Source organism: Paenibacillus wynnii, assembly GCF_030812855.1.
Taxonomy (GTDB): domain Bacteria; phylum Bacillota; class Bacilli; order Paenibacillales; family Paenibacillaceae; genus Paenibacillus_AQ; species Paenibacillus_AQ wynnii_A.
Map to the genome: position 1 here is coordinate 75,083 of NZ_JAUSTK010000010.1, position 17,361 is coordinate 92,443.

At 47.2% G+C, this 17,361-nt stretch carries 14 protein-coding genes and 1 riboswitch; of the genes, 2 read left to right on the top strand and 12 right to left on the bottom strand.

What is annotated here, in order from left to right; genetic code table 11:
- Positions 1-53: 53 nt before the first annotated feature.
- Both J2T20_RS12235 and J2T20_RS12240 read left to right on the top strand, forming a co-directional pair.
- Positions 54-1,775: a cellulase family glycosylhydrolase gene (locus J2T20_RS12235; RefSeq protein ID WP_307588673.1), complete on the top strand. Its 1,722-nt coding sequence runs from the start codon at positions 54-56 to the stop codon at positions 1,773-1,775.
- Between the two features lie 142 nt (positions 1,776-1,917).
- Positions 1,918-2,430 (top strand): hypothetical protein, encoded by a 513-nt coding sequence (locus J2T20_RS12240; protein WP_307588675.1) that lies wholly within the window; start codon positions 1,918-1,920, stop codon positions 2,428-2,430.
- 51 nt (positions 2,431-2,481) lie between these two features.
- Here the strand turns inward: J2T20_RS12240 and J2T20_RS12245 are convergent, their stop codons facing one another.
- The 12 genes from J2T20_RS12245 to J2T20_RS12300 all read right to left on the bottom strand — a co-directional run bounded on the left by J2T20_RS12245 (position 2,482) and on the right by J2T20_RS12300 (position 17,328).
- The gene (locus J2T20_RS12245) at positions 2,482-3,279 is read right to left on the bottom strand and encodes an ABC transporter permease subunit (protein WP_307588676.1); all 798 of its coding nucleotides are present in this window, start codon (positions 3,277-3,279) and stop codon (positions 2,482-2,484) included.
- A 15-nt stretch (positions 3,280-3,294) separates the two neighbouring features.
- Complete coding sequence (locus J2T20_RS12250; RefSeq protein WP_307588678.1) at positions 3,295-4,092, bottom strand: ABC transporter permease subunit; 798 nt, start codon at positions 4,090-4,092, stop codon at positions 3,295-3,297.
- 6 nt (positions 4,093-4,098) lie between these two features.
- On the bottom strand, positions 4,099-4,986 hold the full coding sequence (locus tag J2T20_RS12255) for an ABC transporter ATP-binding protein (RefSeq protein WP_307588680.1): 888 nt from the start codon (positions 4,984-4,986) through the stop codon (positions 4,099-4,101).
- A gap of 20 nt (positions 4,987-5,006) precedes the next feature.
- Positions 5,007-5,630 carry a TetR/AcrR family transcriptional regulator gene (locus J2T20_RS12260; protein ID WP_373457789.1) on the bottom strand — a complete coding sequence of 208 codons (624 nt, stop codon included), beginning with the start codon at positions 5,628-5,630 and terminating at the stop codon, positions 5,007-5,009.
- A gap of 716 nt (positions 5,631-6,346) precedes the next feature.
- A complete protein-coding gene (locus J2T20_RS12265; RefSeq protein ID WP_307588684.1) occupies positions 6,347-7,105 on the bottom strand; it encodes an ABC transporter ATP-binding protein in 759 nt (252 codons plus the stop codon).
- 50 nt (positions 7,106-7,155) lie between these two features.
- Positions 7,156-7,956: an ABC transporter permease gene (locus J2T20_RS12270; protein ID WP_307588685.1), complete on the bottom strand. Its 801-nt coding sequence runs from the start codon at positions 7,954-7,956 to the stop codon at positions 7,156-7,158.
- 6 nt (positions 7,957-7,962) lie between these two features.
- Complete coding sequence (locus J2T20_RS12275) at positions 7,963-8,976, bottom strand: ABC transporter substrate-binding protein (protein WP_307588686.1); 1,014 nt, start codon at positions 8,974-8,976, stop codon at positions 7,963-7,965.
- Positions 8,977-9,387: 411 nt separating this feature from the next.
- On the bottom strand, positions 9,388-11,178 hold the full coding sequence (gene atzF / locus J2T20_RS12280; protein ID WP_307588687.1) for an allophanate hydrolase: 1,791 nt from the start codon (positions 11,176-11,178) through the stop codon (positions 9,388-9,390).
- Positions 11,178-14,846: an urea carboxylase gene (gene uca / locus J2T20_RS12285; protein ID WP_307588689.1), complete on the bottom strand. Its 3,669-nt coding sequence runs from the start codon at positions 14,844-14,846 to the stop codon at positions 11,178-11,180. Before uca ends, atzF begins: the two co-directional genes overlap by 1 nt.
- 38 nt (positions 14,847-14,884) lie before the next feature.
- Positions 14,885-15,535, bottom strand: a complete 651-nt coding sequence (locus tag J2T20_RS12290) for an urea amidolyase associated protein UAAP2 (RefSeq protein ID WP_307588691.1) — start codon at positions 15,533-15,535, stop codon at positions 14,885-14,887.
- Positions 15,536-15,565: 30 nt separating this feature from the next.
- A complete protein-coding gene (locus J2T20_RS12295; RefSeq protein ID WP_307588784.1) occupies positions 15,566-16,282 on the bottom strand; it encodes an urea amidolyase associated protein UAAP1 in 717 nt (238 codons plus the stop codon).
- Positions 16,283-16,351: 69 nt separating this feature from the next.
- Positions 16,352-16,505, bottom strand: a riboswitch (guanidine-I (ykkC/yxkD leader).
- Positions 16,506-16,635: 130 nt separating this feature from the next.
- Entirely contained in the window at positions 16,636-17,328 is a 693-nt protein-coding gene (locus J2T20_RS12300) for an aspartate/glutamate racemase family protein (RefSeq protein ID WP_307588692.1), read from the bottom strand.
- Positions 17,329-17,361 lie beyond the last annotated feature (33 nt).

Sequence of the window (17,361 nt, forward strand, 5' to 3'; positions counted from 1 at the left end):
GCTCAGCATTCGCAAGGTTTTAGTATTCAAAACTACCCAAAAAGGAGAATACAATGACTAAGCGTACAACCAAATCTTTTATACTTACTGTAGTTACCACCCTTCTTCTCTCTCTGTTCTCAACCGTTGCCTCAGCCGCTCCAGGAGACGATCAAAAAGCCAGCAGCACTCCACAAAGCAAACTTCAATCCTATGTGGACGACATGCAACCAGGTTGGAATCTTGGGAATACTTTGGACGCCGTAGGAGCAGATGAAACCGCCTGGGGAAATCCACGGGTAACCAAAGAGTTGATCCAACAGATCGCCAAACAAGGCTACAAGAGTATTCGAATTCCAATCACTTGGGATCAACATATAGGCCCTGCCCCTGGCTACACCATTGACCCCGCCTACCTCGACCGTGTACAGGAAGTTGTCGGCTGGGCGCTCGATTCCAATCTTTACGTAATGATCAATCTCCACCATGACTCCTGGTTGTGGGTAAGCTCCATGGAGAAGAATCACGACATCGTATTTGCGCGTTATAAATCAGCCTGGACCCAGATTGCCGACCGCTTCAAGAATTACCCCGACAAGCTAATGTTCGAGAGCATTAACGAGCCTCGCTTCAGTGAAGGCGGAACCGTTGATGAATCCAAGATGACCCAGATGCTGGGGGAGCTTAATGTTTCTTTTCATGAAATCGTTAGAAAATCGGGTGGATTAAATGCGGTTCGGCCGTTAGTCCTCCCAACGTTATATACATCTCCTGAACAAGCCAGATTAGATGAGCTTTACAAAAGCATAACCATGCTGAACGATCCGAATCTGATTGCCACTGTGCATTATTACGGCTTCTGGCCTTTTAGTGTGAATATTGCCGGCTACACCACGTTTGAAAAAGACACCAAAAACGATATCATTCAAACGTTCGATAAGGTCTACAATACTTTTGTCGCTAGAGGAATTCCAGTTATCGTGGGTGAATACGGCTTACTTGGATTCGACAGAAATACCGGGGTTATTGAACAAGGAGAAAAGCTGAAATTTTTCGAGTTCTTATCCCAATACCTTGAATCGAAGGACATTACCTCCATGCTGTGGGATAACGGCCAGCACTTTAACCGGACCACCTACAAGTGGTCTGACCCAGAGTTGTACAATGTTCTGATGGCAAGCTTGAAAGGCCGTTCGGCAAACGCAGAATCCGATCTCATCTACCTGACTAAAGGAGCAGAGATACAGAATACTAACGTCAATCTAAACCTGAATGGCAATAAGCTGACCGTCCTTCGATTGAAAGATGGAAAGACTCTTCATAAGGGCAAAGACTATGAATTGAACGGTGAGGTTCTGACCCTCAAGGCGAGTCTGCTTAACCAACTTACTACATCAGGTCAACTAGGCGTGAATGCCGTATTAACTGCCGAATTCAATAAGGGTACGGACTGGAACTTCAAAGTCATCGTATCAGATACACCTGCGATGAGTAACACAACAGGCACAACTGCTTCCTTCGCGGTTCCAACGACCTTTAACGGAGATCAGCTCGCCACTATGGAGGCTGTATATGCATCGGGAGGAAATGCGGGTCCACAAAACTGGACGGCCTTTAAGGAATTCGGGTACACCTTCGAGCCTTCCTATGCTACGAATGAAATCAAACTGTTTCCAAACTTCTGGAGCGAGGTTCACGACGGTGAAGTCATTCTGAAGTTCCATTTCTGGAGCGGTAAGGTTGTAACGTATTCCATTACGAAGAGCGGTACAAGTATTGTGGGTAAAGCTTTGTAATAATTTCGCAGCATAAAAAGCGTTCTTTTGAGGCCCCCACCTTGAAAGAGCGCTTTTTTCGATATTCGCCAAAGCACATACATTCCACACAATTAACTTATAAAATATATTTATAGATGACCTAAAGGAGCTAATAACACATATGAAAAACATGATTTACAAGTATTTGGTCTATGTAATCTACTTTTTAGGAATTGGGATGACCTCCAGCGGAATTGTACTGATGCCTTTTAACGCCGTAAGATATTCCATTATTCTGATCATTGGTTTAAGTTTGTTTCTAGCAGGGTCCATATTTAATGAAATTGTTATTAATCACCACAAAATGAACGCGGCTGAAAGCGTTAAGCTTATTACCTTATCTCTCACTCTAGCACTGGGGATAGGGATGATCAGCGGAGGCATATCACATTTTAAAGAAAGTCCAATGTATGTAGCTTATCTAATCCCGATGGGTATCGTGATTTCATTTATTAGTTTTATCCTCAAAAATAATCTCAAGCTGCCTAAAAAGGAACAAATGTTGATGTATTCAGGAGTAGTTGCAGTAGCATCGGTTCTCTTTATCATCCTGTTTTTTTCAGCCAGCAGTTCAAGTATGAATATGACCCCAGGCGGAGATATCTTCAAAAAAATGGATATGGGACAACATTAGAAATACGAAAGGGTGCATTCCCCTCACCGGGACAGGCACCCTGTTTTTTATTTACACATTCAAATCTCTTTTTTTGAAGAACACATAGGTTACAAAGAAAAGTGCCACAATCATCCCTACCGACAACACAACGAATACAGGATCCAGCCCTCCGCCATACATCACATTTTTAGGTTCAAAGTATTTGAACGGCGTGATGTACTTCAGACCTTCAATCTGCTCATTTAAATCAATGGCCACCGATAGGATAAACGTAAGCAGAAGAATCCCCGTTGATAACGATCCCGCTGTTTTCGGTTTTCTTTTAACCGCGGCAATACCAGTCCCGATACTCATGAATAAAAGCTGGGAGAGGAACAGTCCGACCATTGTAATGGCAATATCCCCGTTAATTGCTTCCCCTTTACTGTACTGCCCGACTATGAGGATGGATGAAATGAGCGTCACCAAATTAAAAATAACGATATTCGTAAGTGCCGCAAGTAGCTTGGAGGTTATGATGCTATTTCTGGAGACCGGCTTTACAAATAAAAACTCCGAGGTTTTATCTCTCTCTTCCTTAGAAATGATATTGGCTCCCAGCATAGCCGCATGAATCGTAGCCATTAACAACAAATAAAGATACAGCAGCCCATAGTAACCGCTAGCCGAATTTAAATCCAAGTCTCCAACGCCCACTATGGCTTTCAAGGCTTTAGGCATATCTGCCATCAAATCATTCATGGATTGACCTGATGACGACAAACCCGCATATTTACTCATCCCGGAGACAACCATTAACAATATACCTATACTCCAAAAGATCAGAGATTTTCGGTACGTTTTCATTTCTTTCCAATATATATTCACGAACGAACCCCTCCTTTACACTGCATGGATATCCTTTTTGGAATACACGTAATAACTAGTACCGATCGCAACTGCAATAAGAACAGCACCCACAATCAAATACGAGACCTCATACCCTGAATTCTTAAGGATATAAGCTGTATCCACATATTTAAAAGGTGAGAAATAGCGTATGGTTTGTTCGTCGGCAATTCCCCCAAGCGTCCCAATGAAATAGAAGGAGAAAACCGTCGCAAGGGACACCGTCAACACCGATTTGATTTTGCGAGCCATTACTGAGATTACGATTCCCAAGGCCAAGAACATCAGTTGAACTATAAATAACGTAAGACTAAGCAATAGAAACGTGGTTACATTGAAATCTTCTACCTGAACCTGCGTCGCCATCATAACTGCTGCTGCACCATAAATGATATTCGTAAGAAGCAATGATGCGAACGCGGCCGCGAGCTTTGCACTTACAATTGCCGTGCGGGTAACAGGCTTTGTTAATAAAAAATCGGCTGTTTTCTCACGCACCTCTTTTGACACAATCGAAACCCCAATATTCATGGCCTGAATGGCCCCTGCCAGCACAATAAAACTCAAAGCATAGCTATAAAATCCTAGAATCGTGAAGAAATTGGCTAAATCAAGGGAAAGAGCTTTTCGGAGGGCCTCGGGGTACCCTTTAAGCAATGTTGTCATTTGCTCAGCATCTTTAGAGAAAGAAGGGAACATCGACATGAACATGACCATAATGGCAGTCAAAGAGACTAACCAAATCATTGTAGACTTTCGGTAGGCCTTCAATTCGTGCAGAAATATATTCATAACGTTCTAGGCCTCCTTTACATAATAGTGCATAAAGATCTCCTCAAGATCCGGCTCATCGATCCACACATTCGCAATTTCGACGTCTGAAATCTTCTTCATCACGGAATTGAGATTGCCTCTAAATAGGAAGCTGACCGTATCGTTGTTGACGACTAAATTGCTTACACCCGCCAAATTAAAATAATCCGCATCCAAATTAGCTTTCGTATGAATTTTGAATTTCTTATAGTTGTTTTCCTGCAAGGTGCTGATCTTCTCTACTGCAACGATCTCCCCTTCTTTAATGATCGCCACCCGGTCACATAAGCGCTGAACCTCAGTGAGAATATGCGATGAGAAGAGTACCGTTGCTCCTTTTTTATGCTCTGCTTCAAGCAGTTCAAAGAATCTTTGCTGCATAAGCGGGTCTAATCCGCTGGTAGGTTCATCGAGGATAATCAACTTGGGCTCATGAAGGAGACCTTGAACAATCCCTACCTTCTTTTTATTGCCCAGCGATAAATCATCAATTTTCTTCGTGAGATCCAAATCCATGATTTCTGCGAGTTCCTTGATTCTTTTCGTGCAATCTTTTTTATAGAAGCTGGCTGAATACTTTAAAAGCTCGATCACCTTCATATTGTCGTAATAGAACACCTCGGAAGGTAAATAGCCGATCTCTTTCTTGATTTCAGGAGCAAACTCAATACAATCCTTGCCAAAGATCTTGGCACTTCCGCTAGTCGGGTAAATCAATGACAATAACGTTCTGATGGTAGTGGACTTTCCCGCACCATTTGGGCCAATAAAGCCGAAAATCTCTCCCTCTTCCACATTAAAGCTAATGTTCGTAATCCCTCTAGCCTTACCGTAGGTTTTGGTTAAATGATCGATTTCTATTACATTCTTCATGATAAAACCTCCCTTTGTCTCTACTTATAAAAGCCTTGTCTGAGGACCTCACTATACATGTCTAATTCCGCTAGTAATTCCTCTATGTTGATTTGTTCCAGCTGGATATCTGTCACCTTATCTTGGTACCGATAAGCAAATCCCTCCATGGTCCAAAAGATAATGTTTTTTGTTTTTTCAACATCGATTCCCTCTTTAAATTTAGAAAGATCAACATCGCCAAATAAATCCTTGTAGCCCTCACTAAGGATCTCCTTTTTCCTGCGCTCTAACTCTGACCTCACATCATTGGAGTCTTCCGAATAGACAGCTCTAATGAAGTTAAACATTTCGGGATACTTTTGATATAACTCGAACTTCAACCGGGCGATATTTCGATATCGATCAAAAATATCTTTTTCATTCCAGGCGACCTTCGCATGTATCTCCTCCAAAAAAATGTCCATGAAATGATCATGCAGAAATAGGTACAAATCCTTTTTATTATTAAAATAGTGAAACAATAAGCCTTTGGAGATCTCCGCTTCTTTAACGATTTCGTTGGTAGAGGCATTCTGATAACCCTTTTGCGCGAACTCTTTCAGGGCGGCATTTAGGACTCGATCCTGCTTCTCCGGATTCAGATTTAGAAACTTCGCAAACAAGACATTCACCCCGCGATATATAGATTGACTACTTTGGTCAATCTCATTGTAGGCCTATTGACCAGGGTAGTCAATAATTAAAATAATAACTATATAGACTTAGAATAAAGAAGAAACTAAACGAGATGTTTGAAGCACGGTACCCGGTGCAGGAAGGGCAGGAAGGGCAAGAAACACCTAATTCCCTTATAGTTAGGGCCGGATTCCCCCGCCCCTAACTACAACCACACCTACAAATAACGCCTGAGAAACTACTTTTTACTCTCTTATACAAACTTCTTGACGCTACCGAAAACTCGGAGGTAGTCAGTGAAATAGATGTATTTTATACATTTATTTCTAGCCTTTAGCGATCTGATGTATGGATAGATGTACTCTGTGCAACTAAAAACACGAATATGCCGGTTAAACCCCGGAATACCCAAAAATAAGTGTATAAAGTGCAATTAAACACCCTAAAGTGTGCTAAGGGAGAAATATAAGTGTATTTTGTGCAACTATATATAATGAAACCCATGTAGGTAGGCAGATGATTTGCCGTATTTGTCGCGGATACCCGAGGAGATACTTCTACTCTCATACACAAACTTCTTGACGCTACCAATATAGATAATTTCATTAAATTTATAGAGGGTTTTTCTCTATATATGTTGATTAAACCAAAGAATGCTCCGCAAGCCAAATGACTCGCGGAGCATTCTTGTAAGCAGTCTAGCTCAATGTTTCAACAGCTGCACAATCTCATGCTTAAGGGCCAGGAAGTCCGGATGCTCACGCACCTCAGACGTTCTTTCCGCAGGCAAGGATACCTCGAACTGCTGCAGGAAGCGACCTGGTGCCGCTCCCATAACAATAATGCGCTGGGATAGAAAGATAGCTTCATCAATATCATGGGTTATGAACATGACGGTTGTCTTTTCCCGCTCCCATACCTCCAACAGCATTTCCTGCATTTCCAACTTCGTCTGCGCATCCAAGGCGCCAAAGGGCTCATCCATGAGCAGCACCTTAGGCCGATTGGCTAAGGCCCGGGCAATGGCCACGCGCTGCTTCATTCCGCCGGACAACTGCTTGGGGTAGGATTTGGCGAAGCTCTCCAGACGAATAACCTTCAGAAAGTGATTGGAGATCCGGCGCCGCTCCAGAATAGGCACCCCCTTAAGCTTAGGGCCATATTCAATATTTTCACGCACCGTAAGCCACGGGAAAAGGGTATAACCCTGAAATACCATCCCCCTATCCGCTCCAGGGCCAATAATCTCCTCACCATCAACAGAGAGGACTCCACCAGAGGGATCCTCAAGGCCGGCAACGATTCGCAGCAGCGTGGATTTACCACAACCGGAAGGCCCTATAATGGTCAGGAACTCATTCTCGCTCACTGTTAGATCAATATTGCGCAGTGCCTCAAAGGTTTTATTGTTCGACTCGTAGACTTTATTCAGCTCTTTAACCTCAATGATTCCCCGGCTCATCTTCATCCCCCCAATGTACACTTCTCTTATCTACTCTGTCCGTTCAGCCCTTAAGCCCATGGAAACCATCTGCGGTTCAGAAAAGCGAATATGCGGTCGCTGATCAAGCCCAACATGCCGATAACAATAATTCCTACAAAGATCTGGTCAGTATTCAAAAAGCGCTGTGCCTTCATAATGGCATACCCAAGACCGCTATTAACAGCAACCAGCTCAGCCACAACAAGATAGGTCCAAGCCCATCCAAGGATGAGACGAAGCGTATTCATCAGCTGCGGCTTGATTGCCGGAATAAGTACCGTTTCTATCGCTTTCCAACGACTTGCACCCAGCGTGAAGGACGCCTGAACGAGATCCAACGATACGCGTCTGGTATTATCAGCTACCATCAGTACCAGCTGGAAGAAGCAGCCGATGAAGATCAGGAGGATTTTGGCCCACTCGCCAATCCCTGCCCACAGCATAATCAAAGGAATGAAAGCAACAGCAGGCATATAACGAATGAATTCCATTGGCGGCTCGATAAGAGCCTCTCCATACTTGAACGTACCTGCAAAAATACCTAACGGAATTCCAATCACACAGGCAAGCACAAACCCGGCACTTACCCGAAACACGCTAATCCCAATATGATGCCAATATTCACCTGTACCCAGCAGCCTGAAGAGCTCGAACAATACTTGATGCGGTGTTGGTAGGAATGTCCGGCTGACCGCTTCGCTGTAACTCAGCACCGACCATACGGCTAAAAGCACTAGAAAACCACAAGCCGCCGTTAAGGTGAAAGACCGGGGACCGATCTCTTTAAAGATTTGCAATCTCTGAGGCTTACGTCGTTTCTCCGGCTTCATGCTTCATCACTTCCCCGCTGCTTTTTGTACGAATTGCGGATCAAATAGAATAGTTACATCATCAATGGAATCAACCATATCAAGGCCTTGAAGGAACTTTGCTGTTTTTTCTGCAGTGAATTTCAATGAGGTATAATCGCTGCCCGCCGTAAAAGCCTGAACATTCTCCTCGGGGGTAAAGAGCTTGATGCTATCCATGCCCAACTTGAAATCCTCCGGTGTCGTTTCCGCTTGTTTTGCCAGCAGTTCTATCGCTTCCTCCGGATGATTCTGGAAGTAGGTTAGAGCTTCAAACCAAGCATCCACAATCTTTTGTATATCCTCGGGGCGATCCTTTACAACACTTTCCTTAAACACCAGCAGATCCGGGATCAGCCCCGGTGTATCTTTTGAGGAGAAGAGCACTTTCCCTTTACCTTCCTTAACCGCTTTGGTCTGGAATGGCTCCCACAGCACCGAAGCGTCACTTTGTCCGCCGATAAAGGCGGGGCCTGCATCATTCACCGTCATATTGACGTAATTTATATCGCTCTCTTTCATGCCATTCTCAGCTAATGCCGTCAACAGAAGCAAGTGGTCTACGGTTCCCAGCTCGGTCGCAACGGTCTTGCCCTTTAAATCCTTAACACTCGCAATATCCATTTTACTGACAATGGCATCGCCGCCAAAAGAGTTATCGTTGACCAGTACGGCCTTTAATTTAATGCCTTTGGAGAGAGGAGCCAGCGTATCGCTGAGTGTCTGGCTGTTCGCATCCACTTTGCCGGTTGCAAGAGCCTGTAGCGAATCACTGTACACGGGGAAAAACTGTAGTTTGACATCGACTCCGTGTTTTTCAAAGAACCCCTTTTCCTCTACCAGATACCACATATACCAACCCGGCCAAGGACTGAGAGCAATGGTAACAGGATCCTTTTTTCCGTCCCCCGCAGCAGAGCTACTATTGTCCCCACAGCCTGCAAGGGCAATTAACGGCATCAGCATGAGCACGGTCAAACACATTTTCATAAACTTAGTCATAATCTCCCACTCCTGTCCTTAAGCTCCAAAGGCGTCATCCTTATGGGCATTTTAATACTTTCTTCAAAAAAAAGAAGGACAAAAGCCAAGGAGAGTATCTCCCTGGCTTTTATCCTTCCGTGTTATACAAAGACGTGCAACACTTCCGCAGCCTTCATACGCTAGTCTCTCGGACCAGACTTGAACCTTGATCTTGGTCGGTAATAAGCGACGAAGATAGGAACAACGGAACCCTAGACAGCTGGTTGTTCCCAGTGATGAGGCTACGGGAACCGCTATTCACTTGTTATAATACCTAACATTTATCCGTAGTATAAAGGGTATTGTGCGGAATTGTCAATCCTATTTGTAATATAATCTGACATGAAGATCAACGGACAGGCTAAAAGCATATATTCTCTCCACCCAACTCTAACCTCGTACCGCTTGCCGCCAGCCTCCCGAAGACGTGATATCTTCAGCACTTTCAGCTGCATAAGACTCACATAGGAACCCAGATACTTCAGACCCATCCATTAGCGTGATCCTCCCTATTCCGAGCGGCGCTGGAATCGAAGCTACGAATGTACCAAAGCTCGTAGAAGGCATGGTCCATACCTCCAAGGACAGGGAGTCCCCGCCACGAAGCACCTTTAGCAGCCCCGGCTTCGGAGTTGCTCCCTCAAGCCTAACCATCCTATATTGAGCTGCCGTTGTAACCTCGCGCAGGAAAGAAGCTCCACAGGAGAGCATCTGTGCCTCCAGCGGGAAACCTCGCATATGCAGGCCACACACGGCTAACAGCACGTTACCTTCTCCCACAGTTTGATTAGACGGAGGAGGAGCAGGAGCAGGAACAGAAGCTGGCTGTGTAGATTTAGGGTTCAGCAGTTCAGCCGCACCGCAGATCAGCTCTTCACTGTCAGCAAGGGCGAAGAAGGTAATACCAAACGGAAGGTCGGACCCCGCCTCTCCAGCCGGAACCGCCACCGCGCTCAAGTCGAGCAGGTTGCAGTGGTTCGTATATCGACCCATGTCGCTGTTAGTAGCAATGGGGTTCTCACGGACCTGATCACGACTCCATGTTCCACCACAGGTTGGCATGACTAGTACCGCATTCTTCATCAACCCACCCACTTCAAGCTTCAATTGTTGAAGCTTATGCATCGCTTGAAACACGGAGCTTGCAGTATATTTGGGCGAAGCCCCGGATCGCAGAATAGTCTCCGTCACCGGAAATACCGTGTCCGGATGGGACTCCACAAATCCTCCCAAATCAGCCCAGCGCTCCGCTACCATAGGTCCGTCATACAGAACCGCAGCAGCTTCAGCAAAAAGGGTTGTATCGATATATCTCACTGGGATACCCAGCTTCTCTAAGGAAAAAACAGCCTTCTTCCAAGCCTGTTCATATAGATCTGCATAAGGACCGTAAAATTCCGGAGTCCGTTTGGGAAGAAGCAGGGCCTCCGGGAGCCTATTATTCGAACGTTGAATATCGCGGGACCACGGATCTTCATAATCTATCCCTCTAGCTACACGATCCACCGCCAGCGCATCTTCAAGTCCGGTTGCAAACACCGTGACGCAATCCAGACTTGCACAGGCTGGGACTACTCCACGTGTAGGCCAAGCGCCCAGACTCGGCTTATAGCCAACCAGCCGATTGAGCGCTGCAGGCACACGACCTGAGCCTGCCGTATCCGTGCCCAGCGAAAAAGCCGCCTGACCACGGGCAACTGCCACCGCCGAACCACCGCTTGAACCGCCGCTAATCAGTTCTGGCTTCAGTGAATTATGTGTCTCCCCATGAGGGCTGCGCGTACCTACTAGACCCGTGGCAAACTGGTCTAGGTTGCTTTTACCAACAGGGATGCCTCCAGCCGCTATCAACCTCCCTACGACAGATGCATGCTCATCGGGGGTATAGGCATATTCTGGACACGCGGCTGTAGTTGGAGTCCCAGCCAAGTCTATATTATCCTTGATCGCAAAGGGCACCCCCCAGAGCGGAGCCTGCTCTGGGTCAAGACTTTGCAGCCCCTCTAGGTAAGGCTCCAGCCATTCGATGGACGGCGGCGTAATCCAAATATTCATGTCTGTATCACGAGCAGAACGACGTATGATTTCTTCTATGACTTCCCGCGGCGTTAGTCGATTGCTGCGATATTGTTCTCCCAGCCAGGCTATAGACAATCTTTCCGGAAAAATAACTTCACTCATCAAGAAGCCACCTCACTTTGTTCAGATATAATAATGCCTGCAATCAATTGTCCGGCATGGACAGCATCGCCCGGACTCACATGAATGGATGCCACAGTCCCATCACAGGTCGCATACTGGGGAAACTCCATCTTCATACTCTCTTCGATGGCAATAACTTCTCCCTTTTTGACTGTTTGACCTACCTCTGCAAGCACTTTCCACACACTGCCCGGCATGGAGCAACGTACAGCTTCCGTACCCGGAGGCAGCTCTTCTTCCTGCACTGTCGGCCCTTGGTCCCCTTCGGATACATACTCCGCCAGACCCAGCTCCCTCCAGCTCTCCCGTTCTGCACGGAACGCCTGCTGCTGCTTGCTGCGGAATTCCTCCGCACTATCCTTAATAGAATCAAGGAAACTCAGATATTCGCCTAAATCAAAGGTCGTCTCCGTAATGTCGGCTTCAAAACGCCCCCGCAGGAAGTCCTCCCGCAGTTCCAATAACTCATCCGCTTCCACCGGATAGAATTGAATCTGGTCGAAGAAGCGCAGCAGCCACGGCTTTCCTGGCTGGAAGCTCTCCGTAGACCTCAGCCGATTCCACATTTGGATCGTCCGGCCCACAAACTGATAACCACCCGGCCCTTCCATACCGTACACACACATATAAGCACCGCCTATTCCAACGGCATTCTCAGGCGTCCAAGTCCGGGCCGGATTATACTTGGTGGTTACCAATCGGTGCCGGGGATCCGTAGGTGTTGCTACGGGTGCACCCAGATACACATCCCCCAGACCAAGCACGAGATAATTGGCATCAAAGACAATGCGCCGCACCTCTTCAATATCTTCCAATCCATTGACCCGCCGGATAAATTCCAGATTGCTCGGACACCACGGCGCATCTGGGCGAACCGTTTGTTGGTAACGCTGGATGGCAAGCTGCGTAGCAGGATCATCCCACGATAGCGGAAGCCTGACGATCCGCGAAGGTACTGTTATGGATGCTAACGGCGGAAGATTTCGATCAAGCTCCAGAATTCTGTGACTGGCCTCAGCCACCGTAATTCGTGACCGGTCCAGATGCACTTGCAGAGAACGGATACCCGGCGTCAAGTCTAGTACGGGAATGCCGCCATCCTTGATAGCTTGCATCAGCGCATGAACCTGAAAACGGAGTGTTAAATCCAGTTCCATATCCCCGTATTCAACCAGCAAATTCTCATCACCCGCGCAACGGATAACAATCCGAAAGCGCCGCTCCCCGGCTTCAGATACCAACAGGGGATAATCCGGTGTCACTTCTTTTTCTTCGGAAGAAAGGGTATAGACAGCCAATATCGCAGAATCGTCCAGCTCCGACGACATATCCATTAGTCGGCTTTCCTGTGCCGCACGGATCTCATCAGCCCCTTCTAGCGTTAGCAACTTGAAGGAAACGGTGTCCCCAGGCCGAAGCTGGCCCAGCTTCCAGAATTCCGCCGATGCCGTAGTTACCGGACAGACGAAGCCACCTAGGCTAGGACCATCAGGCCCGAGCAGAATGGGCATATCTCCTGTCAAATCCAAGGTCCCTACTGCATAGGCGTTATCATGGATGTTGGAAGGATGCAGCCCCGCTTCACCACCGTCCTCACGACTCCATATCGGAGCAGGCCCAATCAGCCGGACGCCTGTTCGCGAGCTGTTGAAGTGAACCTCCCAAGATGTATCGGTCAGTTGATCTAAGTATTCAGGGCGAAGAAATTCTCCGGTGCAATGTGGACCCGGTATCACGCCAATGCTCCACTCCCGCGTCATGATCCGGCTCAGCTCCGGCACCAAAGCATCCAAGCTAGGCTCCATCTTATTAAGATGAACACCTACACTTCCACCCCTTGGCGAATTTACAGAGATGACATCACCCACGCGCAGCGCCCTACCCCCATGACCCCCGAAGCCGCCCAGCGTAAAGGTAGCTGCACTACCCAGAATTGTCGGGACATCAAAACCACCCGCAACCGTTATATAAGTTCTCATGCCCGCAACGGCTTCGTTGAAGCTTAGAATTTGTCCCGCAGTTGCCGAAACCGGCTCATACATCGGCACCTTTAAACCATCCAGCTCCGCATTCATATCCGCACCCGTCAGGCAAAAGATCATCCCGGCGCGAAAGCGGTAGGAACCGCCCCGCAGCGTTAGTTCTAGGCCAGAAGCGTTATCCTCGTTACCCAACCGCTTGTTCCCTATACGGAACGAAAGGGGATCCATCGGCCCGCAAGGGGGAACACCTACATCCCAGTGGCCCGTGCGGCCCGGCCAGTCCTGAATGGTGGTCTGAACTCCTCCGTCGATAACCTCCAGCGCATATTCCTCAGGGTTAAATCCCTCCAGCATCCGGGTATGGACGCGGCCCTCGCGACATTCCTTTTCCTTCAGCAAAGCCTGTAAATAGAGCAGGTTCGTCGTAATTCCGTAGAAGCGCGTCTCTTCAAGGGCGGATATCAGCTTATCCATAGCCTCCTCTCGGTCACGACCATGTACGATTATTTTGGCTAGCATCGGATCATACAGCGTCGTCACCTCAAGGCCATCTCTAACCCACGTTTCAACCCTCGCTTGTTCGGAAAATATAGCCTTGTCTAGCTGACCCGCACTGGGTCTGAACTGTTGCAGACAATCTTCGGCATAGATTCGAGCCTGCATACTGTGCCCTTGGGGCGTGCTCACTAATGAACTCAAATCCCGCAGCTCATCAGCCGCTTCAAGCACCATCCACTTCACAAGATCAATGCCGAGAACCTCTTCCGTCACCCCATGTTCTACTTGAAGACGAGTATTAACCTCTAGAAAGTAAAACTTCAACTCATCGGAATCATATAAAAACTCAACGGTTCCTGCACTGCGGTACCCAGCTTCGGAGGCTAGATTTACAGCCGCCTCGAACATGGCTTTTCGCACATGATCAGGGAGATCAGGAGCCGGACTTTCCTCAATTACCTTTTGGTTGCGCCGCTGAATGGAGCAGTCTCGTTCGCCGAGTGCAATGACCTCACCGAATTGATTTCCGAAGATTTGCACCTCTACGTGGCGTGCTTTGGCAATGTATTTCTCAAGAAATAAGCCCGCATTCTTGAAGTTAGTTTCCGCCAAATGCCGCACAGAATCAAAAGCAGCCCCAAGCGCTTCTTCATCCGCGCAGACACGCATGCCGATACCACCGCCTCCGGCCGTGCTTTTAAGAATAACCGGATAGCCGATTACAGCCGCCTGTTCTAATGCTTCTTCCACCTTTGAGATCAGCGCCGTTCCCGGCAGCAGCGGAACACCGGCCTTAAGTGCAATTTCACGAGCCGAATGCTTAAGTCCGAACAACTCCATCTGCTCCGGTGTAGGTCCAATGAAGGCAATCCCCCGATCACGGCAAGCTCGGGCAAAATCAGCATTTTCGCTCAGGAAGCCGTAACCTGGATGTATCGCCTGCGCCCCCGCGGCAATAGCGGTATCTAGAATCAACTCCGAGTTCAGATAACTTTCCTTGGCAGCCCCTTCCCCGATCAGCACCGCTTCATCCCCTTGATCCACATGCAGACTATCCTGGTCGGCGCGGGTATAGACCGCAACAGACGGTATCCCCATTTCGCGCAGCGTTCTTTCAATGCGGACAGCAATAGCGCCGCGGTTGGCAATCAGTATTTTATCGAACATGAGGACCCCTCCCAAAGGTGTAAGAACTTATCTATCGTCTACTGCTCCCAGATTAGAACACGAACCGGCGTCGGATTATAGGCATTGCATGGATTGTTCAATTGCGGACAATTACTAATTAGCGCCAACGTCCGTCTCAGCGACTTCATTTCCACATAGGCCCCCGGAAAAGATACCCCATCGGCAAATTGCAGCCCACCCTCAGGTGTAACCGGAACATTCATGAAAAAATTAATATTCGGAGCCAGATCACGTTTGCTGAAATCCCCCTGCCATTTGGACAACTGAAGCATAAAAGTATCCCGACAGTTGTGCATATGCAGCTTATCGTGGCTGTAACGAACCGTATTGCTCTCCGCCGAACAGGACCCCCCCACCGTATCATGGCGCCCGCAGGTGTCTGCAACAATCTCCAACAGCTCCGCACCCGACTCCGAACGAAGCACCGAACCTGTCGACAAATAAATATTGCCCTGAGCAGCTATTGTCGCTACCGCACTATAGTGGTCCTCAGGCCGATCTGCATCATAGAAAAGCGTATCCGCCGCCTGATTCCCCGCCACATCCACAATCCTCAGCACCTGCCCCGGAAGCAGTTCATGTATCCACCCATCTCCAGCCAGAATCGTTTGATCATAGATCGCTTCTTCCACATTTCGATTACTTTCTACCTTTATAAATGCCGCCATATAAGCCCCTCCTTTTAATAAGCCGTCCTTTTATCCAAGCAAGACGTAATAATTCCATGTATTCTCAAAAGCGCGCCGGTTCTCCGCTCGAAAATTCACACAATAATCCAGACTGTCAACCGCAGCCGCGGGCAGAACCTCCAGCTTCACCGGAACAGAAGGATACGTTGAACCCGGATGCAGCGGATTGGGAGTATTAGAGAGAACAACCAGCACATCCATTTCTGTACGCAGTGTAACTGTAGAGCCAGCCGCACAATGATCCTCGCAGTACACCATATCTCCATCCTCGTTGCAGAAGACTTTCGAGAACAAGTTGACCACCGGCGATAAATCTCTGGCTTCCAACCCATTGCGGGTAAGCTCAACAGCGAGATTCTCTTCACCGCTGCGCAGCCAGTCATTTCGTTGCTCCTGATAATTTGTTGCTCCATATTTGGCATCTGTTGCCGCGCGGGTTGTATATCCACTGATGGCATCATGCCATCCCAGACTATCCTCTACGAAGCTAGCAAGCACACGCCCATTGTCACTCATGAGCACATTGCCCCGTGTCAAATGCGAGGTATACTGAGCCTTCAGCGAATCCGGCATGTTATAACGTTCCGTTAGATCCTTAGCGTTGTAGAGAAGAAGCGCTATATTCGCCCCTTTCTCCAGTGCCGTAAAACGCAGGTATTTCCCTTTACCCACCACGCCCGACCATTTGGTTCCAGAGATAAGAGTGGTACTCCATAGGCTGTTCATCATAAGTCCCTCCACATCGTCATTAGTTCGTCATTAGGTATAAAAAAAAGGATAAAAACCCGGGAGAAATTCTCCCAGGCTTTTATCCTTCCGTGCTGCAGTTGAAGGGTTAAGCTCCTACTGCATCCTGTCTCTCGGACCTGCCCCAACATCAGGAAGGTTAACGGCCGGTTTATCCCGGTCAGTCACCCCCTTAATTGGCGGAACCCTAGACAGCATTTTCGTTCGCGATCCAAATGGATGAGAACCTTTATTTTGTTGTCATATTAACTAACATCTAACCAAATTATAGAGGGGATTTCGGAGAGTGTCAATCTATATGTTAGATAAATTAACATCAATTAATAAATAATTTATCTTTCAAGTGCTTTATTAACAGATTCAGTAGCATGGATCACGGTTGTATCAAACAAGGGGACTTCTGAATCCTTTTGCTTTACTAGTAACCCAATTTCTGTGCAGCCCAATATTATTCCTTCTGCTCCTTCATCCACTAACCGCTGGATAACCTTTTGGTAATACTGCTTTGATGATTCCCGGATTTCCCCTAAACATAATTCCTCATAAATCACATTATTTATTACTTCCCTATCCTCAGCATTAGGGATCAAGACCTTAATCCTCTTAGACTCTATTCGTGATTTATAGAAATCTTGCTCCATCGTATATCTAGTGCCCAGCAGCCCTACCGTGTTAATGTTGGCCTTTTGAATCTGGACTGCTGTTGCATCAGCAATATGGATAACAGGCAAGTTTACTTTTTCCTCAATAAATCCAATCACTTTGTGCATGGTATTGGTACACAGCACTATAATTTCTGCCCCTGCTTTTTCTAAAGATTGCGCCGCTTCTCCTAATCGTTCACCAGCACTTTCCCAATTTCCTTCTACTTGATAGCGTTCGATCTCTTCAAAGTCCACACTATATAAAATACATTTGGCTGAATGCAATCCGCCCAATTGGTTCTTCACTTCTTCATTGATAATCCGATAATATTCTAACGATGACTCCCAGCTCATTCCACCAATAAGACCGATCGTTTTCATAAATGACCCCCTGCGATTTGAAATATACTATTT